This is a genomic window from Arthrobacter sp. zg-Y1219 (assembly GCF_030125545.1).
Lineage (GTDB): Bacteria > Actinomycetota > Actinomycetes > Actinomycetales > Micrococcaceae > Arthrobacter_B.
Genome location: NZ_JASKLY010000010.1, coordinates 24,582 through 44,680, shown reverse-complemented (window position 1 = coordinate 44,680; position 20,099 = coordinate 24,582). Strand labels below are relative to the sequence as shown.

Sequence of the window (20,099 nt, the reverse complement as noted above, 5' to 3'; positions counted from 1 at the left end):
CGAAGCCAGCGCCGTCACCGCCCGTCCTGCACCCCGTGCGGCGGGTCGGGGGTGCACCGGAAACCCGGGGGTGTTGGTATTGTTCTCCATGAATTATCAATGGGGGAGTGTTGTGGGGAAACGGACGAAGGTCACTGCTGCCGGGACTGCCTTGGAACGCCTGAAACACGCGCGGATCCCGGCATCTGACGCGCACCGGGAAGCCACTGGGCAGTTGGAGTACTTGGACGGGCAGATTGAGCATCTCACGGGCCTTGCCGCCCGGTTCGCACGCCGCAGGAACCACCTGCTCGCCGCCGCCGAAGCGCAGCCGCAGGATGCCGGCTCTGCCGCGGACCTGGCAAGCACCGCGGAGCGGCTGCAGGCCGACGTTGAGCAGGTCAAGGCCGGAGTCATTGAAGCCCGCGCCGCCGCAGCGGAACGGCAGCAGAGCACCTCGGAAATGCTGGCCAATATCGATGCCGCCGCCGACCGGCTTTCGGAGGCCATGCTGGAACAGGCCAACACGGCCAAGCTCCGCGAGCTGAAGCGCGGGTACCGGGACCGGCTGCGGACCGTGGGTGCGCATCTGCCCGGCCATGCGCCCGCCGTGTTGCCGCCCATTCCGGCCTCCGTGACCTGGGAGCTGGAGGGCAGAGTGCGTGACGCCACCCGGCTGACCTACGAGGCGGAAGCCCTGACCGCCCTGCAGCGGGAGCCGGTGCAGTGAAAACTCTCCACTTCCCGTTCATTACCAGTACCGGCACCTACAGCTGGGTACGCCTGATCCTTCGGGCAACAGCAGTGGCAGCCTTGGTGATTGCCGGCATATGGCCGGGGAGCCTTTTGTCCTGGCTGGTCGTCCTGATGCTCCTGCGCGAAGTGTTGAGGGTGGTGATCAGCTTCCTCGCCTGCCGGCACGACACTAAGTCCTTCGTCTTCAAGCTCAAGGAGCAGTTTCCCGGCACGCCCGCCGTCACGGCCAAGGACTTCAAGCACCTGGTGCGAACCGGACACCTGGCAGTGGACTGCGGCGCCGGATCCTGGCTCTTCCTGTCCCTCAGCGAGGGGGTTCCCCTGAGAGGCCTGAAATCCGGTTACAAGGTGACGGGCCGGAACCGGCACGGCGACTTCGGGCTGGCGGAGTTCGACGCCATCATGGATTCCCTCGTCTTCAGCGCTCCGGTGGCCGCCGCACTGAAGGCGGTCAAATCCGAAGAGCGGAAAATTCCTCCGGCGCCGCCCGGGCCTCGCCTCCCCGGCTCCCCGCGCGAGCCCCAACCGAAGACCTTCAACAAGAAGTTGGCAATCGCCAGCGGCCTGTGGCACGGATTATTCGGCAGCGACAAGTGGGACGAACGCCTCACCGCCAACGGGTAGCAGGAAGGGCCGCGCGGAGATGGTCAGGAAAACGCCGCCCGGACGCAGGCCCCGGCAGCGGCAACGACAACGGCAACGGCCTGCAGAGTAGAGTCGGAGAATGGGTGCAACTGAACTGATCCTCATCCGGCACGGTGAAAGCGCGGGCAACCTTGCCGCCACCGCAGCGATGCGCTCCGGCGCTGAAGTCATCGACATCGACCTGCGCGACGCCGACGTTCCGCTCAGCGACGACGGCGTCCTCCAGGGGGAGGCACTGGGCCGCCTCTTCGACGGCCTGCCGCGAGCTGAACGCCCCGACTCCGTGTGGTGCTCGCCCTATCTGCGGGCCCGGCAGACGGCCGAACTGGCCGGACTGCAGGACCTGCGCGTTGACGAACGGCTGCGCGACCGCGAGCTGGGCATCCTGGATCTGCTGACCTCGGCGGGCGTGACCGCCCGGTTCCCGGATGAGGCGCAGCGCCGGAACTGGCTGGGCAAGTTCTCCTACCGTCCGCCGGGAGGGGAATCCTGGGCCGATGTGGCGCTGCGGCTGCGGTCGGTCCTGCGCGACCTCGACGAGGACGAGGACGGCGGGCGGGTCGCCGTCGTCTGCCACGATGCGGTGATCATGCTGATCCGCTACATCTGCGAACGCCTCAGCGAGCAGGAGCTGCTGGAGATCGCGGCAAGCACCAGCGTCCGCAACGCCTCCGTCACGCGGCTGGTTCGGCCCTCCGGGCACGGCCGCTGGACCCTGAAGAGCTTCAACGCCGTGGACCATCTGGAGTCCGGCGGCGCCCCCGTCACCGAGCATGCAGGAGATGAAGAGCATGTCCAGCCCCGCTGAAGTCGTAACACCGGCACTGCTGAAGAACTGGCAGGTCAACCGGGACGCGGCCGACAAGTCTGACCGCGGCACCGTCCTGGTGGTTGGCGGGGCACGGTTTTCGCCGGGCGCCGCGATGCTGGCCGGGCGGGCGGCGCTGCGGGTCGGCGCCGGCCGGCTGACGCTGGCCGTGGCGGAGTCCGCCGCGGTGGCCGTCGCGGTGGCGGTGCCGGAATCGGGCGCCGTGGGACTGCCGGAGGACGACGGCGTCATCTCCGGCGAGCGGGCGGCGAAGGCTCTGGCCGTTGCCTTGGAAAGCGCCGACGTCGTGGTGATCGGACCCGGCCTCGACGACGCCGAGCAAGCCGCCGAGCTGCTCCGGGGGATCGGTCCGCTGCTGAACGGTTCCGCCGCCGTCGTCCTGGATGCCTTCGCCCTCGGCGTGCTGCCCGGGCTGCCGGAAGTCTACGAACGCTGGGCCGGGCGCCTGGTCCTGACGCCGAACAAGAACGAAGCCGCGCGCCTGCTGGACGCGGATCCGGAGGCCGACCTCGAGATGGAGCAGGCCGCCGGCGACATCGCTGCCAGGTACCAGGCAGTGGTGGCCCTGCACGGGCTCATCGCCGCCCCGGACGGTCGCCGCTGGGAAATTCCGGCCGGAAATCCCGGGCTGGGCACCTCCGGCAGCGGCGACGTCCTGGCCGGCGCGGTCGGCGGATTCCTCGCCCGCCAAGCGTCCCCGGAGCAGGCCGCCTGCTGGGGCACCTACCTGCATTCCACCGCCGGCGACCGGCTTTCCGCAGCCCAGGGGCCGCTGAGCTTCCTCGCCGGAGAGCTGCTCGAAGCGATGCCCCGCGTGATGGCGGAGCTGACCGTCTAGCGGTGCCGAGAATGAACCGGCCGGCGATCCTGCCCCTGCCCTACACCTTCACGCCCCGGGACGGGTTTGCCGCCGGGTTCTATGTCCTGTTCCTCCTGATCTTCAGCTTTGCCCCGGGCCTTGGCGTTCCCGGTCTGATGCAGCTGATCCCTGATCCGCTGCTGGCCGGCTACGCCGTGAACCTGGCGTTCTACCTGTCCGCAGGCGCGCTGGCGGCCTGGGCGTCGTGGCGCTATGCGGTGCGGGAGACCCGGATCCTGGCTACCCGCCCGTGGCTGACCCTGGCGATCATTCCCGGCGGCGTTTTCGCGATGCTGCTGCTTACCGCCGTCGTCGTCCTGATTTCCGGCCCGCCGGAGACCGCGGTGAACCAGGAGGCGGTTGAGGGGCTGGTCGTCTCCCTGCCTCCGCTGCTGATCATTCCCCTGCTGGTGGTGATTGCGCCGTTTGTCGAGGAGTACATCTTCCGCCACCTGCTGATCGGCAAGCTCAGCAAATACCTCAACATCTGGGTCTGCTGCCTGATCTCGCTGCTGCTGTTCGCCGGGATCCACATCGCGGGGAAGGAATCGCTGACGCTGCCGGTGCTGCTTCCGTACCTGGCCATGGGCGCGGTTCTGGTGGGCATCTACGTCTGGGCGGGGAACAACTTCATCCTGTCCTACGCGGTCCACGCCGCGAAAAACCTGCTCGCCGTCCTGCTGACCTACGCGATCCCGGCAGAGCTGCTGGGATAACCGTTGGCGGTGCGGCGTCGGATCCGCCGGTCGGCGGACTAGGCGATGCAGAATTCGTTGCCCTCGGGGTCGGCCATCGTGTACCAGGAGGACGGACCCTGCTCGGCTGCGTAAAGGAACGTGGCACCCCGCGCCTCCAGCGCCGCGCGCATCGCGTCCTTGTCTCCGCCGTCGAGGTGGATGTCCAGATGGATGCGGTCCTTCACCGTCTTCGGTTCGGGCACGGGCTGGAACAGGATTCGCAGGCGTCCCGGGGAACCCACCTCGCTTTCCCGGCAGATTGCGGCGCCGTCGCGCCACCTGCGCTGTCCGTTGTGCTCGATCAGCAGGTCCGGGCTTACGGCGCCCTGTTCCAGCAGGGAATCGATCAGGGCCTGGTCGAGGGGCTCCGGGACCCAGCCCAGGGTTTCGGCCCACCAATCGGCCTGGGCGTGGGGGTCGGCGCAGTCAACACATATCTGGATATTGAACGTCATGGGCAGGAGCCTAGCCAGCGGCAGGCTCCTGCCCGGAAGGATTGCGGACAGTTACTGTCCGCAGACGCCGGCGCGGCCCGGAAGCGATCGCCGGGGGTCAGCCCCGCAGCTGCTCTTGAGCGGCAGCGCCGGCGCCTGCGGCGATCCGTTTACAGGGATGCACCCTTTCCGGCGTGGCCAAGTAGAAAAAAGAGCGCCGGGCCGGGCTGTCGAAGCCGCCGGGCACCAACAGCGACGAGTAGCGTGCGCACCACTGTGCCTCTCCGCCGGAGTGCGCCAGGGCCAGTGCCAGGGCGGGGATGTCGTGGAACCACATCAGCTGCTGCTCACCGTCCACAATCAGCTGGATCAGGTCCAGCTCAACATCGGCGTAGGCCCGGGCATCCACCCAGTCATCAAAACCGGCCAGCTTTTTGCCGTGGATGAGGTGGACGTTGTGGCCGGGGGTGAAGCTGACGCAACGGGTGTCACTGGAAATGCTCACAGCGTGGTCCTTTACAGAGTGTCCTTGCCCGCGCCGGGCGGCAGCGGGCCGCTTCGTCATCCGAACCACCCGCCGAACAGTGGGGTTGGTGTGAGGCCAGTCGGAGCTTTTCCGGCCGGACGAATCCGGGCCGGTGGCCACCTCTCGTGAAGCTGAGACCACCCTAGCGCACGACGCCGACACTGGGAACCGCCGTGGTCCGCCGTGATGTGCGTGGCCCGTTCATCCGCCGGAAACAGCCTCGAAACTCCGTTTGGCTAGCTTGATGGCACGAGCTATTGGAGGACACGATGAACCGAATGCTGATTGGACGCGAGGCCGCAGCGGTACTCACCAAGGGCCTGGGCCGCAGGGGATTCCTCGGAGCCGCGGCGGGTCTTGGCATGTTGGCGGTGGGGTCGGGATGCAGTGCGAAACCGGCGCAGGATTCTTCCGCGGCAGCTGCGGACGCCGGTGCTGCCGGGTCGCCCGGGTCGGCCGGCCCGAGGCCGGGGGCCATCCTGCAGCCGCACTCCGGAGACATGCCCGGGGACCTCTATCTCGCCTCCACCCCGGACGAAGTGCTCTGGGGTTACGTGCCGACTGTGCATGCCACGCCGGTGGCCCGGATGAAATCCGGGCAGACCGTCACCATCGACGCCCTCTCGCATGAGGGGATCTTGGAGGACCAGGGCCGGGATCCGCTGTCCTTCTTCGGGGGCCACGGCGTCGCGGCGGACGGGGTGCTGCAGGACGCCCTGGACATTGCCGCCGGCTACAACCGCACGCCGCGGAACTTCGACACGGACGGGCCGCACATCGTCACCGGTCCCGTTGCCGTGGAAGGAGCCGAGCCCGGTGACGTCCTGAAGATCGAAACCCTCGCGGCCGTGCCCCGGGTCCCCTACGGCGTCGTCTCCAGCCGCCACGGCAAGGGCGCGCTCGCGCTGCAGAACGGCCCGGCCGCACCGGAGGGCATCACCCTGGAGGAAGTCATGCCGCCGGCGGCCGCGGACAACCGGTCCTCGGGCGTCCCGACGGACTACGGCAACGTCTCGGTCTTCACCGCAATCGAGGACGGCAAGGGCGTTATGACCAGCGGCGACATGAAAATCCGCTTTCCGCTGCGCCCGTTCATGGGCATGATGGGCGTGGCCTTCTCCGAGAACGAGGGCCTGACCGGCCCCGAGGCCAACTCAGTGCCGCCCACGCTCGGCGGCGGCAACATCGACATCCGCCATCTGGGCCCCGGGTCCACCTTTTACCTGCCGGTCAAGGCCGACGGCGCCCTGTTCTACGTGGGCGATCCGCACATGGGCATGGGCGACGGCGAAGTGGCGCTGACCGCCATGGAAGGTTCCCTGCGCGGCACCTTCCGGCTGACCGTCTGCAAACCCGGTTCGGGGGACGCGCCGGCCCTGGCCCACCGGTATCCGTTCGGCGAAACCGCAGATGCCTGGATTCCCATCGGCCTCTCCGACCCCGACGGCCTGGGCGCCGGTGGGGTGAGCAGTGACCTGAACGTGGCCATGCGGCGGGCAGTGGTCAATGCCCTGGACTTCCTCGAGCAGGAAAAAGGCATGGACCGCGCCGTCGCCTACGCCTACCTGTCCGCCGCCGCCGACTTCGCCGTGTCCCAGGTCGTGGACCGGACCGTGGGCGTGCACGGGCTGATCCGCAAGGCCGACTTCGGCTGATGCCTCAGCCGAAGGGGTCAGCGCCGAATGTTCAGCGCCAGCCGGCCGCCGGAGCGACATGCTTGAGGATGCTCTCCAGCAGCTGCACGTTGTAGTCAACGCCCAGCTGGTTCGGCACCGTGATCAGGACCGTGTCCGCGGCCTGCACCGCGGCGTCGCCGGCCAGCTGGGCCGCAATCACCTCCGGTTCACCGATGTAGCTCTTGCCGAACCGGGCCAGTCCGCCGTCGAGCCGGCCCACCTGGTCCCTGGTGTCGGCCTGGGCACGCAGCCCGAAATACCGGCGGTCCTCCTCGGTAACCAGGGGAATGACGCTGCGGCTGACGGATACGCGCGGCGTTCCCTCGTGCCCGGACTCCGCCCAGGCGGCGCGGAACACCTCAATCTGCTCGGCCTGGAGCTGGTCAAAGGGCACGCCTGTGTCCTCGGTCAGGAGGGTCGAGCTCATCAGGTTCATGCCCTGCTGGCCCGTCCACTTCGCCGTGGCCCGCGTTCCCGAACCCCACCAGATCCGGTTGCTCAGCCCGGGGGACTGCGGTTCCACCGGCAGCGTTCCGGAGGCGCCGGTCATGACCGGATCGGAGGCCGCCAGACCGGCACCGGCGATCGCGGCGCGGAACACCAGGGTGTGCTTGCGGGCTTCATCGGCGTCGGTGCTGCCGTCGGCCGGGACATAGCCGAAGGCCTCGTAGCCGCGCAGCGCGGGCTCGGGGGATCCCCGGCTGAGGCCCAGCTGCAGCCGGCCGCCGCTGATCAGATCCGCCGCCGCGGCTTCCTCGGCCATGTACAGCGGATTCTCGTACCGCATGTCGATCACCGCGGTGCCCAGTTCCAGCCGGCTGGTCCGGGCGGCCAGAGCGGACAGCAGCGGGAACGGTGCGGCGAACTGCGGCGCGAAATGGTGGACCCGGAGGTAGGCGCCGTCGATGCCCAGCTCCTCGGCCGCCACCGCCACATCAATCGTCTGCAGCAGCGCGTCCCGGGCGGTGCGGACAAAAGATCCCTGCACATCCCGGTAATGTCCAAAGGACAGGAAACCGATCTTTTTCATGTTCAGCACAGCGCCGGTTTCCCAAGAGATATTCCCCCGGATGCTCCGGAGTCCCGAGCGTCCGGCGCACCGGAAGCGAGGAAGAAGCATGCATCTGACCATGGTCCCCGGCATCGGCGGCTCCAACGAAGCACACTGGCAGAGCCTGTGGCAGGGCGGTGAGCCGGACGTGTCCCGGATTTCGCCGTCGTCGTGGGACGACCCGGAGCTGGAAAACTGGATGGAAGCGCTCGACGCCGCCGCCGGGCCCCGCCGCGGCGACACCATCCTGGTGGCCCACAGCCTGGGCTGCCTGGCCGCCGCGGAATGGCTGCTGCGCCATCCCGGCGGAGCCCGCGGCGTGCTGCTGGTCGCTCCGCCGGATCCGGCCGAGCCGGAGTTTCCGGACAGCGCGGCGTCGTTCCGGAACCCGCGGCTGCAGCCGCTGCCGGTGCCCGCGCTGCTGGTCGCCAGCGAAAACGATCCGTACTGCCCGCTGCCGGCCGCGCGCGTTCTGGCCCTCGGCTGGGATGTTCCGCTGATCGACGCCGGCCCGTTCACCCACCTCAACGACGAAAGCGGCATCGGCGACTGGCCGCAGGGCCGGCACCTGCTCACCGCCTTCGCCGCGGGGCTGGGCGCCAGCGTGTTCTCCGGGTAAGAATGGGCCCATGAAACTTTCGGTACTGCCGCCCGTGGCCCCGATGCTGGCCAAAGCCGTGAGCGCCCTGCCCGAGGGGGACTACTCCTACGAGCCCAAGTGGGACGGCTTCCGCTCGATCATCTTCCGCGACGGTGAGGAGCTGGAGATCGGCAGCCGCAATGAAAAGCCGATGACCCGGTACTTTCCCGAGCTGGTGGAGGCGCTGAAGGACAATCTGCCGGAGCGCTGCGTGGTGGACGGCGAGATCATCCTGATCAGTGCTTCCGGGAAACGGCTGGACTTTGAGGTGCTGCAGCAGCGCATCCATCCGGCCGCCAGCCGGGTGAAGCTGCTCGCCGAGCAGACGCCGGCGGCATTCGCGGCCTTTGATCTGCTGGCGCTGGAGGACACCAGCTACTTGGACCGTCCCTATGCCGAACGACGCAGCGCCCTGGAACAGGCGCTGGCCGGCGCCGCGGCTCCGGTGTACCTGACCAACCGCACCACCGATCCGGCCACGGCGCGGCGCTGGTTCGGGGAGTTCGAGGGGGCCGGACTGGACGGCATCATCGCCAAGCCGCTGGGGGACGTTTATTCGCCCGGCAAGCGAGCCATGGCCAAGTTCAAGCACGAACGCACCGCTGACTGCGTCCTGGCCGGCTACCGGGTGCACAAGAGCGGGCCCGACGCGGTGGGTTCCCTGCTGCTGGGCCTCTACAACGACGACGGCGCCCTCACCAATGTGGGCGTCGCCGGAGCCTTCACCATGGCTCGGCGGCGTGAACTGTTCTCCGAACTGCAGCCGCTGATTTCCAACTCCGCCGAGCATCCCTGGACGGCGGAGAAGCAGGAAACCGGGACCCGTACGCCGCGCAACTCCGAGGGCAGCCGCTGGAGCGGAGACAAGGACCTGTCCTTCGTGCCGCTGCGGCCCGAGCGGGTGGTGGAGGTCAAGTACGACCACATGGAGGGCGAACGCTTCCGCCACACCGCCCAGTTCCTGCGCTGGCGTCCGGACCGCGCGCCGGAGTCCTGCACCTATGACCAGTTGGAGGAGCCGGTGAAGTTTGACCTGGCCGAGGTGCTGATCAGCTAGCGGCGGTGCTGATCAGCTGGCGGCTGGAACCCGGCCTTTCCTAACCGCGTCCGCGGCAGCCCCGGCCGTGCCCGTCCCTGTCGAACAGCTCCACTGTCTCCGTGATGGCTGCCAGATAACCCTCGCGGTAGCCGGCGGCAGTGGGATGCAGGCCAAACGGTTCAGTCGCAGGGACGATCCAGGAATCCGCGGAGCCGATTCCGTGACCGGTGAAGACCTCCGTGACATCCACGAACGTTCCGTCACCCACCTGCCCGGCGACCAGCGCATTCAATATGTCGGTGCCGGCGTTGAACAGGTTCTGCGCTTCAATGCTCAGTACGCCGGGGGTGGTGCCCTCGAACAGGTGCGGATAGCCGGCCACCACGAGTTCAGCCCGCGGCGCGGCCGCTTCGATGGCGGCGAAGCTCGCCTGCAGCTGGGGAACGACGGCGGCCTCCGCGTACTCCTGTGCCGCGGCAATTGCCGGGGCACAGGCGGCCGGCAGCACCGGCCCGGCGCACGCCGCCGCCACCGGGCCGAACAGCACATCGTTGCCGCTGATCGTGACCGTCACCAGATCGGTCCGGTGGTTCAGCAGATCCGCGGAAACGGCGGCGGAAATTTGCTCCGGCAGATCCACCGGACCGGCCGGCGGTGCCGGCGGCGTGGTCAGGGCGGTGGCACCGGTACAGGACTGGTTGCTGTCCAGCTCCACGCGCGGCAGGGCATCCAGCAGGGCCGGATATCCCTCGGCGGTGCGGCCGCAGGCGTCCAGCGCCGGCCCGCCGCCGACGCCCGCGGCGAAGGAGTCGCCAAACGCCACGTAGTCGACGGTCCGGTCCCGGCCGTGGCCCTTTTCGCCGTGGCCGTGGCCGTGGCCGTGGCCCTTCCCGCCGTGGTCGCCGTGGCCGTGGCCCTTGCCGTCGCCTCCGCCGGCCCAGCCGCCGCCGCGTCCGTCGGGCTGTGCCTGCTGTCCCGAGCCGCCCGCCGGGGCCGACTCTGCCGCAGTTGCCGGCGCTGCCGCGGCGCCCGGCAACAACCCGGTGAGGCTCAGTACCAGCGCGCCGATGAATCCTGCCCGGCGCAACCCGGGTGGCGGCGTGGGCGTGGGATGAAGGTTGGTCGTGGCGCTCTGGTCCAAATCGCGCATGGCAGTTCCTTTGCTGGTCCGGATGTGCGACACCAAACTAGTCCGGCGGAGGGCCCGGGCAGGAGTCCCGGAGCGCAGAAGCGGGTAAATTCCCCGTTGTTGCCGTGCTGCTTTGGCGAGCTTGCAGGGCGTGCGGCGCCAAGTGTCTCCTGCCCTGTCTGCCTGCCAAGGGCGCGGGGTTGCGGGGCGCCGCCGTACTTGCGGCGCTGTCATCAGCCCGCTCCGGCGCACGGGTTCCCACTGTATGAGCACTCGTGGGGCTGGTGGGGGCCCAGGAGGCAACACCTGCCACAGAGAGTGGGAACCAGTGCGTGCCGGGTGCGGCAGCTCAGACCCGGGCAGGGTTATTGCCCCCGACTATCGTTTCGGTTCCCGACCCCGGTCCTCCAAGGCCGCCATCGCCATCGCCGTCGCCGTCACTCCGCCGTATCGACCGAGGTGCTGTCGTTGGCCCGCTCGCGCGCACGGGTTCCACTGTTTGAGCACTCGCGGGGCTGGTGGGGCCCAGAAGGCAACACCTGCCACAGGGAGTGGGAACCTGTGCGCCAAGCACGAATTGACGGGGAGCAGTGGTGAATGCGCGGGTTTGTGCAGCGGCGGGACAGCGCACACCGCAGTGCCGTAGTTTGAAGACGTGACTGCGTGTGAGGCTGGGGCCAACGGCGGGAAAATGACTCTGATGCACCGGGAGCCACGTGCCTGACTGGCTGGATCCACAGGTGTTCCTGGCGGATCCGGCGCTGGGGCCGTGGGTTGTCCTGCTGGTGTGCGCCATCGTGTTTGCCGAAACCGGACTGCTGGTCGGTTTTTTCCTGCCCGGCGATACCCTGCTGTTCACGGCCGGGCTGCTGGTGTCCACCGGAACGGTTGACGCCAGTGTGTGGGTGCTCGGGCTGCTTATTTCAGCGTCCGCGTTCGCCGGCGACCAGCTGGGCTATTGGATTGGCAGGACGGCCGGTCCCACGGTGTTCTCCCGGCCGGAGTCGCGCATTTTCCGGCGCGAGAACGTAAACCGGGCCGAGCAGTTTTTCGCCCGTCACGGCGGCAAGGCGGTGACCCTTGCCCGGTTCGTGGGAATCGTGCGGACCTTCACTCCGGTGGTGGCCGGGGTGGCGAGGATGCGCTACCCCGTGTATGTGGCCTTCGACGCCGCCGGTGCCCTGCTCTGGGGGATGGGGCTGACGCTGCTGGGCTACCTTCTGGGGAACCGGTTCCCCTTTATCCGCGACCATCTGGACCTGCTCATCGTGGGAGTCGTCCTGCTCACCACAGCGACCATTGCGCTCACGCTGCTGCAGCAGCGCCGGTCCGGTGCCTCCGCCCCGGCCCGGTCCCGGGCCCCGAAGCCGGCCCCGAACAAGCCCGCCCGGCCCCGGGCACCGAACAAGCCGGCGCCGGAGCCGGGCGACTGAGTCGCCCGCTCCGGCGCGGTTATCAGTTCCGGCTGTCCGCGCTGATCGGCTCGGTGGCGCCGAGGGCGTCCAGCACAAACGCGTAGTCCCAGGCCCGGTCCTTCCATGCCTCGTACCGTCCGGACGCGCCGCCGTGGCCGCCGTCCATTTCGATCTTCATCACGATCGGCTCGGATCCGGTGGTCACCTCGCGCAGCTTGGCGACCCACTTGGCCGGCTCCACGTACAGCACCCGGGTGTCGTTGAAGGACGTCACCGCGGCAATGCGCGGATAGTCAACAGCCCGGATGTTCTCGTACGGGGTGTATTCCTTCATGTACCGGTATACCTCGGGATCGGTGATGGGATTGCCCCACTCCTCCCACTCCAGCGCCGACAGCGGCAGCTCCGGATCCAGAATGGTGGTCAGGGCATCCACGAAGGGCACCTGCGCCACGATGGCCTTGTACTTCTCCGGCGCCAGGTTCGCCACGGCGCCCATCAGCAGGCCGCCGGCCGAACCGCCCATGGCCGCGATCCGGGAGGGATCCGCCCAGCCCGAGGACGCAATGTAGTCGGTGGCCGCCACGAAGTCGGTGAAGGTGTTTTTCTTCTGCAGCTTCTTGCCCTGGTCGTACCAGGTGCGGCCCATCTCGCCGCCGCCGCGGATGTGCGCGACGACGAACAGGACGCCGCGGTCCAGCAGCGACAGCCGGGCGACGCTGAAGGCCGGATCCATGCTGATCTCGTAGCTGCCGTAGGCGTAGACCAGGGCCGGATTGCTGCCGTCCTGCTTCAGTTCCGCGCGGCGCAGCACTGACAGCGGTACCCGGGTGCCGTCGTCGGCCGTGGCCCACGCGCGCTCCGCCACGTACTCGGCCGCGTTGTAGCCGCCCTTGACCGGAGTCTCCTTGCGCAGCTCCAGCTCACCGGTGGCCAGCACATAGTCATAGACGCGCGGCGGCGTCAGGTAGGAGGTATAGCTGAGCCGGATGATCGGGGAATCAAACTCGGCGTTGGCCAGGTTCGCGGTGTAGAGCTCCTCGTCGAAGGCCGGCTCCACCGGATCGCCCTGCATCTCGGTGCCCAGGCCCTCCAGCGGCAGGACCTGCACCCGCTCGGTGGTGTCCTTGCGGACCGAGACGATGACGTGGGTCCTGGTGACGGCCGCGCCGTTGACGCGGACGGCGTCGTCGTGCGCCACCACCGTGTTCCAGTGCTGCTCGGCCAGCGGCAGCGCGAAGTCAGCTTCGGCCACCAACGAGAGCATGGAGTTCAGTGCATCCTTGTTGTGCGTGATCAGGTAGTGGCGCTCGCCGGCCAGGGTGACGGGCTCGGCCTCGTACAGGATGCGCTCGCTGCGCGGGATCAGGGTGCGGACCTCGCCGGCGGGATCCTCGAAGTCCAGGACGCGGTACTCGGAGTATTCGGAGTTGCTGATGCCGATCAGCAGCTGCCGGCGGTCCGCGGAGAGGTCGAAGCCGGTCCACATGGCGACGTCGTCCTCCTGGTAGATGACGACGTCGTCCTCCACCGGGGTGCCCAGCGTGTGCGCCTTGATCTGGTAGGGGCGCCAGGAATCGTCGACGACGGTGTAGAACACGCGGGTGCCGTCGGGGGAGAAGGCGAGGGAGTAAAAGACGTTGGCCACCGTGTCCGGCAGCAGCTCGCCGGTGCGCAAATCCTTGATCCGCAGGGTGAAGCGCTCGTCGCCGGCGTTGTCCTCGGAGTAGGCCAGCAGGTTCCCGTCCTCGGTCACGGCCAGCCCGCCGAGCGAGAAGAACGGCTTGCCCTCCGCCTCGGCATTGCCGTCGATCAGCAGCTGCTCGCCGGGCACCGGAACGCCGGGCTCGACGACGGGCGGGGTCCAGTCCGCGTCCAGATCCCCGGTGTCCTGCGCTGCGGTGCGGCAGTGGATGGAGTACTGCTTGCCCTCTTCGGTGCGGGAGTAGTACCACCAGCCCTTTTTGCGGGCGGGCACCGAGAGGTCGGTTTCCTCGGTGCGGTTCTTGATCTCGTCGAAGATTTCCTGCCGCAGCTTTTCCTGGTGCGCCGTGATCTCCTCCATGTAGGCGTTTTCGGCCTTCAGATGAGCCACGACGTCGGGGTTTTCCTTCTCCCGCAGCCACTCGTAGTCGTCAACGAAGGTGTCGCCGTGATGGACGCGTTCGGTGGGGACCTTTGGAGCAACGGGAGGATGGGAGGAAGTAGTCATGCCCCGAATATATCGACCCCTGTCCGGGGGACGAAGGGTCCCGCGCTGTTTATGCTGGGGGCTTACCGACGCGACCGGCAGGGGAGAACGCCATGGCAGCAGGGGAAGCGGGCAACACCGGCAGGGCTTTGGTGCTGGGCGGCGGAGGGCTGAGCGGGATCGGCTGGGAGATTGGCCTGCTGCTGGGGCTCGCGGAGCGCGGCGTGGACCTGACGGCGGCCGACGTCGTGATCGGCACCTCAGCGGGGTCGGTGGTGGGAGCCCGGCTGCGCAGCGAAGTGGCGCTGGAGGATGCCTACCGCCGGCAGCTGGAGCCGTCCGGCAGCGAAATTCCGGCGGCGCTGAACCTGCGCAGCATTGCGCTGCTGGTGGGTCCGAAGCTGCTGGGCGGATCCGACACCGCCGTCGGTCGGCGGATCGGACGGTCGGCGCTGCGGGCCCGGACCGTGGACCCGGACGTGCGCCGGGCGGTGATCGAAAAGCGGATCGGCAGCGGGGGCTGGCCGGAGCGGCCGTTGCTGATCACCGCGATTGATGCCGTCAGCGGGGAACGCCGGGTGTGGAACCGGAGCAGCGGAGTGAGCCTTGTGGACGCCGTTTCCGCCAGCTGCGCGGTGCCCACCGTGTGGCCGGCCATTCCGATCGCCGGACGGAAGTACATCGACGGCGGATCGGTGTCCTCGACCAACGCCGATCTGGCCGCCGGCGCCGCCGCTGTCGTCGCGGTGGCGCCCGTCGCGCAGGCGGTGCGCAGACGCTGGGGCATCCATGCCGAACTGGCTGCCCTGGGTTCCGGAACCCGAAGCGTGGCGCTCACCCCGGACCGCGCCGCAGCCGCAACCATGGGCCGGCACTCCCTGGATCCGGCCTGGCGGGCGGCTGCGGCCCGTGCCGGTTACGCTGCGGCGGCAGCCGAGGCCGGGCGAATCCGCGAAGTCTGGGCCTGACGCTGCGGTCAGGCTGAGATTTTCAGCGCAGCAGGAACCAGGCTGACACGGCGGCAGCGTTGAGGAACAGCAGCCAGTTGCCGAGCACGCCCAGCAGCGTATGGCCGAAGGACGAGCGCGGACGGCCGGACACCGGCTCCACCACCGGGTCGTCCGCTGACTGCTTGCTGAACTGTCCCCAGAGGGAGGTGGCCAGCAGGACGGCGCCGCCGACCAGTGCCGTCGGGGCGGCCGGCAGCACAAAGAGCACCACGTCGCCGGCCAGCAGCAAGATCGCGACCTGCAGGCCGAAAACGGCAGCGCCGGCCAGACCCGCCCGCCAGAGCGGACCGCGGAGCAGGAACCCCATGTACAGCGGCGCGCAGGCAAGCAGAAGCAGTGCGGTCAGCACGATCAGGAATCCGGGCACGGTGACGTGGACGCTGGCTTCAGCGGAACTGACTGCTGCGGCCACCGCGAAGAAGCCGAGCAGGCCGAGGCAGGTGGGAACCATCAGGGCGGCCCAGGCGGAGCGCGACATGCGGCGGCGGGGCAGGTCCAGGCTCTCGGCGTAGGAGCGCGGATCACCGAAAACCTCTGCGGGCGTGCCGCCGGCGTCGGTCAGGAATTCCTGAGCCGAGGCCACCGCATCGCCGATGGCATCGCCCGGCACGTCCAGAAGCCGCAGCTCCACCATGAAGTCGTCGAACCAGCGGCGCGTGGCCTTCTCCGGCGTCGTGTTGTCTCGGTTGTCACGGATTTCCATCGGTGCCCCCTTCCGGGATCCGGGTATGGTGTCCGGGCTGGTTCAGATAACCGTCCACGGTGGCGGCGAACCGGGCCCACAGCTCGCGCTGATCGGCCAGTTCCCGGCGTCCGGGGGCGGTGAGGGAGAAGTACTTGCGGCCCGGACCGCCGTCGCCGGCGCGCCACTGCGTGGTGACCCAGCCGGCGGCTTCGAACCGGGTCAGCAGCGGATACAGAGTGCCGCCCTTGACGGTTCCGAAACCCTGCTCCTCAAGCTCAGCGGCGATGGCGTAGCCGTAGGTGGCACCGCCGTCGAGCGCCTTCAGGACGCTCAGGCCGAGCGTTGCCCGCATCCAGTCGCTGGGCCAGGAAGTGTTCTGCATGGCTAGATACTGACATGTACTAGTTCGGCTGTCTACCTAGTTGCGACTTGTGCGGCCGGCCCCTGCGGGCCGCCAACGAATGGCTCCGTCCGGCCGGCGCGGCGGGTGATGTGCCGCGTGCCGGCGCCGGGAGTGCTGCGGCACTTGCCGCGCCAAAGTTGTCAGCGGCACAGTGGAGAGGGACGAAAACTGCGCCGGCCCGCCAGCCGGGACGCCACCGTGGATTGCGACGCTGAGGAAACTCCATGATCGACCTGAACGTCAAGGACGGCGTTGCCGAAATAGTCCTGAACGCGCCCCGCAAACTGAACGCCCTGAACGAGGCGGACCTGGCGCAGCTGTCGCAGGCGTACGACCACGCCGCCTTTCCCGGAGTGCGCGCGCTCCTGCTGCGCGGGGAGGGCCGGGTCTTTTGCGCCGGGCGGGACATTTCCGGTGTCGACCCCGCCAACGATGACGCCTACGCGTATCTGGGGGAGCGGTTGACTCCGCTGATGCAGAAGATGGCGGGGTTCCCGGCGCCCACCTTCGCCGCAGCGCACGGCGCCTGCATCGGGGCAGGACTCGGCCTGCTGGTCGCCACCGACGTGGTGTACGTGGCCGGGAATGCCAAGATCGGATCCCCGTTCGCCAATCTGGGCGCCACCCTGGATTCCGGCGGCCACTGGCTGTTCACCGAACGGCTCGGAGCCCACCGGGCGCTGGACCTGATCTACACCGGCGACCTGATGAGCGGGGCCGAAGCCGTGGCCGCCGGTCTGTTCAGCCGCACCTTTCCGGCCGATACCCTGTTGAAGCAGACCCGCGAGATCGTGGCCCGGGTGGCCCTCGGGTCCATCGGGGCCATGCGGGTTTCAAAAGCGCTGGTGGCCGAGATCCGTGACTCCCGGATCGGACTGTGGACGGCCATGGAGGAAGAAAGCCGGGCGCAGGGCGTCCTCAGCGGCACCAGGGACTATGCCGAGGGTTTCTCCGCGTTCATTGAGAAACGCAAACCCCTCTTCCAGGGCTGACCCCTGGAAGAGGATGCGGCGGCGTGGATCCGGCGCACTGCCACGGCGCAGCGCCTAGCGCCCCGCGCCTCGCGCCTCGCCGTCACCGTATTCGACAACCTGTAGAAATGCGGGAAGAATGTTCTGCAGCCGGAGCAGGACATTGTGTCCGCCCGGCCCAAGCCATATCCGGGAGGGATCATGAGCACGCGCGCCGCACGCCTGATGCGCGGCTGGGCCGCAGCACTCGTGGCCACCGCCGTGGCGGCAACCTCCCATGTCCTGGCCGGCGGCTCCATTCCGCACCCGTCCATCGTGCTGTTCTGCTTGGCGCTCTCCGCGATGGTCTCCTGCGCGCTGGCAGGCCGGTCGATGTCACTGCCGGGCACCGCCGGGGCGGTTCTGGCCAGCCAGGGGATCTTCCACCTGTTCTTCACCGTCGGCGGTGCGGGAATCCCCTCCGGCTCCCTTCCTTCCGCAGCCGCGAACCAGTCCGGTCACGCTGCCCACGCGGATCCAGGCGCCCTGGCGCAGCTGGCAGAGGCCGGACAAGCCGGAGCCGGGATGGCTGCTGCCGGACATTCCTCGGCGCTGATGTGGATCGGACACCTGCTCGCCGCAGCCGCTACCGTGGCAGCCATCCGCAATGGCGAGGCCGCCCTGCTGCGCATTCTGGAAGCCATGCGGCTGCGGATCACCGCCATCCTCCCGATTCTCCTTCCGCTGCCCCCTGGCCCGCGGATCCCCAAGCTTTCCACCCTGGTCCCGGTTGCTCCCCTCGGGAATCTCGGCGTCCCTCTGCTGGCGATGCGACATCGGGGACCGCCGACTGCTGCCGCCTCCCTCTAGGCCCGCGCAGATCCGCACGCGCCTTCCCTCCAGCAGTCGCCGGCACCACGCCGGCGCAGGAAGCAGCCATGTCTTCGTACCACCCGCTCAACCCGTTCCAGTCTTTGTCCACACAAACCCGCGGCTCCTCCGGCTCTTTGCATCCGGTGATGGTCCGCGCCCTTGTGCTCGCCGCCCTGCTGTTTGCCGGACTCAGCGCGGTGTTGGCCTCGGCCCCGCCCGCACACGCCCATGACGAGCTGGTCGGCACGGTACCCGCCGCAGGAGAGCGCCTCGACGCGGCTCCGGCGGAACTGGAACTCGCCTTCAGCTCCCCGTTGATGGACCTGGGCAACCAGATCCTGGTGCTGGACGCTGACGGTCGGAATTGGGCGGAAAGCGCCCCCGTCCTGACCCGCGAAACCCTCGTTCAGCCGCTGCCGGCAAATATGCCCAACGGAGAATACTCGGTGCGCTGGCGTGCCGTCTCCTCTGACGGGCACCCGATCACCGGAAGCTACGAGTTCCTCGTCGGCGCCGACGCCGTTGCCGGCTCCGCCGCCACTGCGCTGCCGGCCGAATCCGGCGCCGCAGCACCGGACGACGGTGCCTCGGAAGGCGCCTCGGACGGCGCCTCGGAGGGCGCGGAAACCGCTGAGACCGCCGACAGCACCGAGGCATCCGACGACGGCGGACTTCCCGCCTGGCTGGTTCCCGGAATCCTTGGCGGAGTGACCGGCCTGGTCATTCTGGCCGTGTACTCAGTCGTGTCCCGCAGGCGGGCGCGGAGCGGGAACGAGTAACCGCCAGCCGCCGGGCCCGGAGCCGGGCCCGGAGCCGGGCCCGGAGCCGGGCCCGGAGCCGGGCCCGGGGCCGGCGGGAAATCCGGGGTTGTCTCACCGGCCGGCCCAGACTAGGTTGGAAGCTGATGATCAGCATGCTGATGATTCGCCGCCAGGTTCCGTTGGCGGCGGTCGGCACGGATAGATGGAGGCAGACATGGCGGACAGCTATGATCCGAACAATGACCCGGCCAATCCCGACAAGCCCAAGGACGCCGGGAAAAACCTGCAGGACAACGCCCGGGAAGGCTCCGGCAACGCCGCGTCCAGCACCGAAAAGGGCGAGCATGCCAATCCTGATCCCGCGGCCGGCAACATCACCGGCCTCGAGCCCGGCGGCGGCGTTCCTCCGGGGGAGACCCCTCCCGCGGAAGACCAGATGAGCATGGACCAGGGGCACGACGAAGACTGACAGTCCCCGGCACGACGACGGCGGCGCCCCGCACCCGGAATCATTCCGGTGCGGGGCGCCGCTTTTTTGTGTTCGCCGACCTTTGACCGGCCGGTTCCGCAACATTGCGTTCCGGCATGCTCCGCCGGCGTGGCCGCGATAGGTTGGAGGAAACAGCAGCTCACGGACCCAAAGGACGAACCAATGACCGACGCAACCGGGCAGAAAACCGCAACGTGGCGGGAGGTGGCTCCGCGGGTACTCGTGCGCACCAACCCAGGGTTCGGCATGAACACCGGCCTGGTCATCGGCGACGAGCGCGCCCTGATCATCGACACCGGCGCCGGCCCGCGGCAGGGAGCGGCCATTCTGGAGGCCGTCCGGGAACACACCGATCTTCCGTTGACGGTTGTGAACACACACGCTCACTTCGATCACTGCTTCGGCAACGCCATCCTTGCGGCCAGCGGCGTCGAGGACATTTGGGCCACCAGCAGCTGCGCCGCCGCCATCAGCGAGCACGGTGACTCCCAGCGCTCCGCCGTCGCCGCCCTGGAACCGGAGATGGCCGCCGGCAGCGGTGCCCACACCGCCATCCTGGCGCCCAACCGGCTGGTGGACGGCGCTCCGGTGGACCTGGACCTTGGCGGCATATCCGTCACGCTGTTCCATCTGGGCCGCGGCCACACAGACCATGACCTGCTGGTGGGCGCCGGAGACGTCCTGTTCACCGGAGACCTGGTGGAAGAGGGCGCCGACCCGTCCTTTGAAGATTCCTTTCCCAAGGAATGGATCCGCACGCTGGGCAAAATGGCTGCCCTCGACGATCTGTACAGCCTGTTCGTGCCCGGCCACGGCGCTCCGGTGACCGTGGACTTTGTGACGACGCAGATGAACAAGATGCGTGCCGCCGTCACCGTCACCCGCAGCGCCATGGAGCAGGCCTCCACCGACATGACCAAGGCCATCCCCATCCTGCCGTACGGCCCGGAACAGTCCCGATCCCTGCTGATGCGGCTGCGGACCCTGGCCCGCTGGAAATGGCTCAAGTGATCGGAAATTC

At 68.6% G+C, this 20,099-nt stretch carries 22 protein-coding genes and 1 riboswitch; of the genes, 15 read left to right on the top strand and 7 right to left on the bottom strand.

Annotated features, from left to right (window positions below; genetic code table 11):
• Positions 1–112: 112 nt before the first annotated feature.
• From QNO00_RS06535 to QNO00_RS06515, 5 genes are all read left to right on the top strand, one after another.
• Complete coding sequence (locus tag QNO00_RS06535; protein ID WP_284024008.1) at positions 113–709, top strand: hypothetical protein; 597 nt, start codon at positions 113–115, stop codon at positions 707–709.
• On the top strand, positions 706–1,359 hold the full coding sequence (locus QNO00_RS06530) for a hypothetical protein (RefSeq protein ID WP_284024007.1): 654 nt from the start codon (positions 706–708) through the stop codon (positions 1,357–1,359). Before QNO00_RS06535 ends, QNO00_RS06530 begins: the two co-directional genes overlap by 4 nt.
• 100 nt (positions 1,360–1,459) lie before the next feature.
• Entirely contained in the window at positions 1,460–2,188 is a 729-nt protein-coding gene (locus QNO00_RS06525; RefSeq protein WP_229964718.1) for a histidine phosphatase family protein, read from the top strand.
• Positions 2,172–3,047 carry an NAD(P)H-hydrate dehydratase gene (locus QNO00_RS06520; RefSeq protein ID WP_284024006.1) on the top strand — a complete coding sequence of 292 codons (876 nt, stop codon included), beginning with the start codon at positions 2,172–2,174 and terminating at the stop codon, positions 3,045–3,047. The genes QNO00_RS06525 and QNO00_RS06520 overlap by 17 nt, the downstream gene beginning before the upstream one ends.
• Positions 3,048–3,058: 11 nt before the next feature.
• The gene (locus QNO00_RS06515; RefSeq protein ID WP_229965047.1) at positions 3,059–3,784 is read left to right on the top strand and encodes a CPBP family intramembrane glutamic endopeptidase; all 726 of its coding nucleotides are present in this window, start codon (positions 3,059–3,061) and stop codon (positions 3,782–3,784) included.
• A gap of 38 nt (positions 3,785–3,822) precedes the next feature.
• On the opposite strand, the gene QNO00_RS06510 is transcribed toward QNO00_RS06515, so the two are convergent.
• Both QNO00_RS06510 and QNO00_RS06505 read right to left on the bottom strand, forming a co-directional pair.
• Complete coding sequence (locus tag QNO00_RS06510) at positions 3,823–4,260, bottom strand: VOC family protein (RefSeq protein WP_284024005.1); 438 nt, start codon at positions 4,258–4,260, stop codon at positions 3,823–3,825.
• Between the two features lie 97 nt (positions 4,261–4,357).
• Positions 4,358–4,744 carry a hypothetical protein gene (locus tag QNO00_RS06505; RefSeq protein ID WP_284024004.1) on the bottom strand — a complete coding sequence of 129 codons (387 nt, stop codon included), beginning with the start codon at positions 4,742–4,744 and terminating at the stop codon, positions 4,358–4,360.
• 15 nt (positions 4,745–4,759) lie between these two features.
• Positions 4,760–4,896, bottom strand: a riboswitch (SAM riboswitch).
• 138 nt (positions 4,897–5,034) lie between these two features.
• On the opposite strand from QNO00_RS06505, the gene QNO00_RS06500 reads away from it, so the two are divergent.
• A complete protein-coding gene (locus tag QNO00_RS06500) occupies positions 5,035–6,420 on the top strand; it encodes an acetamidase/formamidase family protein (protein ID WP_284024003.1) in 1,386 nt (461 codons plus the stop codon).
• Between the two features lie 31 nt (positions 6,421–6,451).
• Here the strand turns inward: QNO00_RS06500 and QNO00_RS06495 are convergent, their stop codons facing one another.
• A complete protein-coding gene (locus tag QNO00_RS06495) occupies positions 6,452–7,471 on the bottom strand; it encodes an LLM class flavin-dependent oxidoreductase (RefSeq protein ID WP_229965048.1) in 1,020 nt (339 codons plus the stop codon).
• 88 nt (positions 7,472–7,559) lie between these two features.
• Here QNO00_RS06495 and QNO00_RS06490 point away from each other — a divergent pair, with 88 nt between their 5' ends.
• Both QNO00_RS06490 and QNO00_RS06485 read left to right on the top strand, forming a co-directional pair.
• Complete coding sequence (locus QNO00_RS06490; RefSeq protein WP_284024002.1) at positions 7,560–8,111, top strand: RBBP9/YdeN family alpha/beta hydrolase; 552 nt, start codon at positions 7,560–7,562, stop codon at positions 8,109–8,111.
• A 10-nt stretch (positions 8,112–8,121) separates the two neighbouring features.
• Complete coding sequence (locus tag QNO00_RS06485; protein WP_284024001.1) at positions 8,122–9,189, top strand: ATP-dependent DNA ligase; 1,068 nt, start codon at positions 8,122–8,124, stop codon at positions 9,187–9,189.
• A gap of 40 nt (positions 9,190–9,229) precedes the next feature.
• Here the strand turns inward: QNO00_RS06485 and QNO00_RS06480 are convergent, their stop codons facing one another.
• A complete protein-coding gene (locus tag QNO00_RS06480; protein ID WP_284024000.1) occupies positions 9,230–10,321 on the bottom strand; it encodes an SGNH/GDSL hydrolase family protein in 1,092 nt (363 codons plus the stop codon).
• 695 nt (positions 10,322–11,016) lie between these two features.
• On the opposite strand from QNO00_RS06480, the gene QNO00_RS06475 reads away from it, so the two are divergent.
• Positions 11,017–11,733 (top strand): DedA family protein, encoded by a 717-nt coding sequence (locus tag QNO00_RS06475; RefSeq protein WP_284023999.1) that lies wholly within the window; start codon positions 11,017–11,019, stop codon positions 11,731–11,733.
• 22 nt (positions 11,734–11,755) lie between these two features.
• On the opposite strand, the gene QNO00_RS06470 is transcribed toward QNO00_RS06475, so the two are convergent.
• Positions 11,756–13,927, bottom strand: a complete 2,172-nt coding sequence (locus QNO00_RS06470; RefSeq protein WP_284023998.1) for a S9 family peptidase — start codon at positions 13,925–13,927, stop codon at positions 11,756–11,758.
• Positions 13,928–14,019: 92 nt separating this feature from the next.
• Here QNO00_RS06470 and QNO00_RS06465 point away from each other — a divergent pair, with 92 nt between their 5' ends.
• Complete coding sequence (locus QNO00_RS06465; protein ID WP_284023997.1) at positions 14,020–14,874, top strand: patatin-like phospholipase family protein; 855 nt, start codon at positions 14,020–14,022, stop codon at positions 14,872–14,874.
• Between the two features lie 22 nt (positions 14,875–14,896).
• Here the strand turns inward: QNO00_RS06465 and QNO00_RS06460 are convergent, their stop codons facing one another.
• The gene (locus QNO00_RS06460; protein ID WP_284023996.1) at positions 14,897–15,619 is read right to left on the bottom strand and encodes a hypothetical protein; all 723 of its coding nucleotides are present in this window, start codon (positions 15,617–15,619) and stop codon (positions 14,897–14,899) included.
• Complete coding sequence (locus QNO00_RS06455; RefSeq protein ID WP_284023995.1) at positions 15,606–15,983, bottom strand: PadR family transcriptional regulator; 378 nt, start codon at positions 15,981–15,983, stop codon at positions 15,606–15,608. The genes QNO00_RS06460 and QNO00_RS06455 overlap by 14 nt, the downstream gene beginning before the upstream one ends.
• Before the next feature lie 245 nt (positions 15,984–16,228).
• On the opposite strand from QNO00_RS06455, the gene QNO00_RS06450 reads away from it, so the two are divergent.
• The 5 genes from QNO00_RS06450 (at position 16,229) to QNO00_RS06430 (ending at position 20,089) form a co-directional block, all read left to right on the top strand.
• Positions 16,229–16,996, top strand: a complete 768-nt coding sequence (locus QNO00_RS06450) for an enoyl-CoA hydratase/isomerase family protein (RefSeq protein WP_284023994.1) — start codon at positions 16,229–16,231, stop codon at positions 16,994–16,996.
• Positions 16,997–17,176: 180 nt separating this feature from the next.
• On the top strand, positions 17,177–17,824 hold the full coding sequence (locus tag QNO00_RS06445) for a hypothetical protein (protein WP_284023993.1): 648 nt from the start codon (positions 17,177–17,179) through the stop codon (positions 17,822–17,824).
• A 68-nt stretch (positions 17,825–17,892) separates the two neighbouring features.
• Complete coding sequence (locus QNO00_RS06440) at positions 17,893–18,606, top strand: copper resistance CopC family protein (protein WP_284023992.1); 714 nt, start codon at positions 17,893–17,895, stop codon at positions 18,604–18,606.
• Positions 18,607–18,802: 196 nt separating this feature from the next.
• Positions 18,803–19,057: a DUF6480 family protein gene (locus QNO00_RS06435; protein ID WP_229964734.1), complete on the top strand. Its 255-nt coding sequence runs from the start codon at positions 18,803–18,805 to the stop codon at positions 19,055–19,057.
• Positions 19,058–19,240: 183 nt separating this feature from the next.
• Positions 19,241–20,089 (top strand): MBL fold metallo-hydrolase, encoded by an 849-nt coding sequence (locus tag QNO00_RS06430; protein WP_229964735.1) that lies wholly within the window; start codon positions 19,241–19,243, stop codon positions 20,087–20,089.
• Positions 20,090–20,099: the final 10 nt, after the last annotated feature.

What these genes read in the sequence shown, in the direction of transcription:
- QNO00_RS06525 (WP_229964718.1), top strand. Translation starts at nt 1,460, where the DNA reads ATGGGTGCAACTGAACTGATCCTCATCCGGCACGGTGAAAGCGCGGGC.
- QNO00_RS06520 (WP_284024006.1), top strand. Translation starts at nt 2,172, where the DNA reads ATGTCCAGCCCCGCTGAAGTCGTAACACCGGCACTGCTGAAGAACTGG.
- QNO00_RS06515 (WP_229965047.1), top strand. Translation starts at nt 3,059, where the DNA reads ATGAACCGGCCGGCGATCCTGCCCCTGCCCTACACCTTCACGCCCCGG.
- QNO00_RS06510 (WP_284024005.1), bottom strand. Translation starts at nt 4,260, where the DNA reads ATGACGTTCAATATCCAGATATGTGTTGACTGCGCCGACCCCCACGCC.
- QNO00_RS06500 (WP_284024003.1), top strand. Translation starts at nt 5,035, where the DNA reads ATGAACCGAATGCTGATTGGACGCGAGGCCGCAGCGGTACTCACCAAG.
- QNO00_RS06495 (WP_229965048.1), bottom strand. Translation starts at nt 7,471, where the DNA reads ATGAAAAAGATCGGTTTCCTGTCCTTTGGACATTACCGGGATGTGCAG.
- QNO00_RS06490 (WP_284024002.1), top strand. Translation starts at nt 7,560, where the DNA reads ATGCATCTGACCATGGTCCCCGGCATCGGCGGCTCCAACGAAGCACAC.
- QNO00_RS06485 (WP_284024001.1), top strand. Translation starts at nt 8,122, where the DNA reads ATGAAACTTTCGGTACTGCCGCCCGTGGCCCCGATGCTGGCCAAAGCC.
- QNO00_RS06480 (WP_284024000.1), bottom strand. Translation starts at nt 10,321, where the DNA reads ATGCGCGATTTGGACCAGAGCGCCACGACCAACCTTCATCCCACGCCC.
- QNO00_RS06470 (WP_284023998.1), bottom strand. Translation starts at nt 13,927, where the DNA reads ATGACTACTTCCTCCCATCCTCCCGTTGCTCCAAAGGTCCCCACCGAA.
- QNO00_RS06465 (WP_284023997.1), top strand. Translation starts at nt 14,020, where the DNA reads ATGGCAGCAGGGGAAGCGGGCAACACCGGCAGGGCTTTGGTGCTGGGC.
- QNO00_RS06460 (WP_284023996.1), bottom strand. Translation starts at nt 15,619, where the DNA reads ATGGAAATCCGTGACAACCGAGACAACACGACGCCGGAGAAGGCCACG.
- QNO00_RS06455 (WP_284023995.1), bottom strand. Translation starts at nt 15,983, where the DNA reads ATGCAGAACACTTCCTGGCCCAGCGACTGGATGCGGGCAACGCTCGGC.
- QNO00_RS06450 (WP_284023994.1), top strand. Translation starts at nt 16,229, where the DNA reads ATGATCGACCTGAACGTCAAGGACGGCGTTGCCGAAATAGTCCTGAAC.
- QNO00_RS06445 (WP_284023993.1), top strand. Translation starts at nt 17,177, where the DNA reads ATGAGCACGCGCGCCGCACGCCTGATGCGCGGCTGGGCCGCAGCACTC.
- QNO00_RS06440 (WP_284023992.1), top strand. Translation starts at nt 17,893, where the DNA reads ATGTCTTCGTACCACCCGCTCAACCCGTTCCAGTCTTTGTCCACACAA.
- QNO00_RS06435 (WP_229964734.1), top strand. Translation starts at nt 18,803, where the DNA reads ATGGCGGACAGCTATGATCCGAACAATGACCCGGCCAATCCCGACAAG.
- QNO00_RS06430 (WP_229964735.1), top strand. Translation starts at nt 19,241, where the DNA reads ATGACCGACGCAACCGGGCAGAAAACCGCAACGTGGCGGGAGGTGGCT.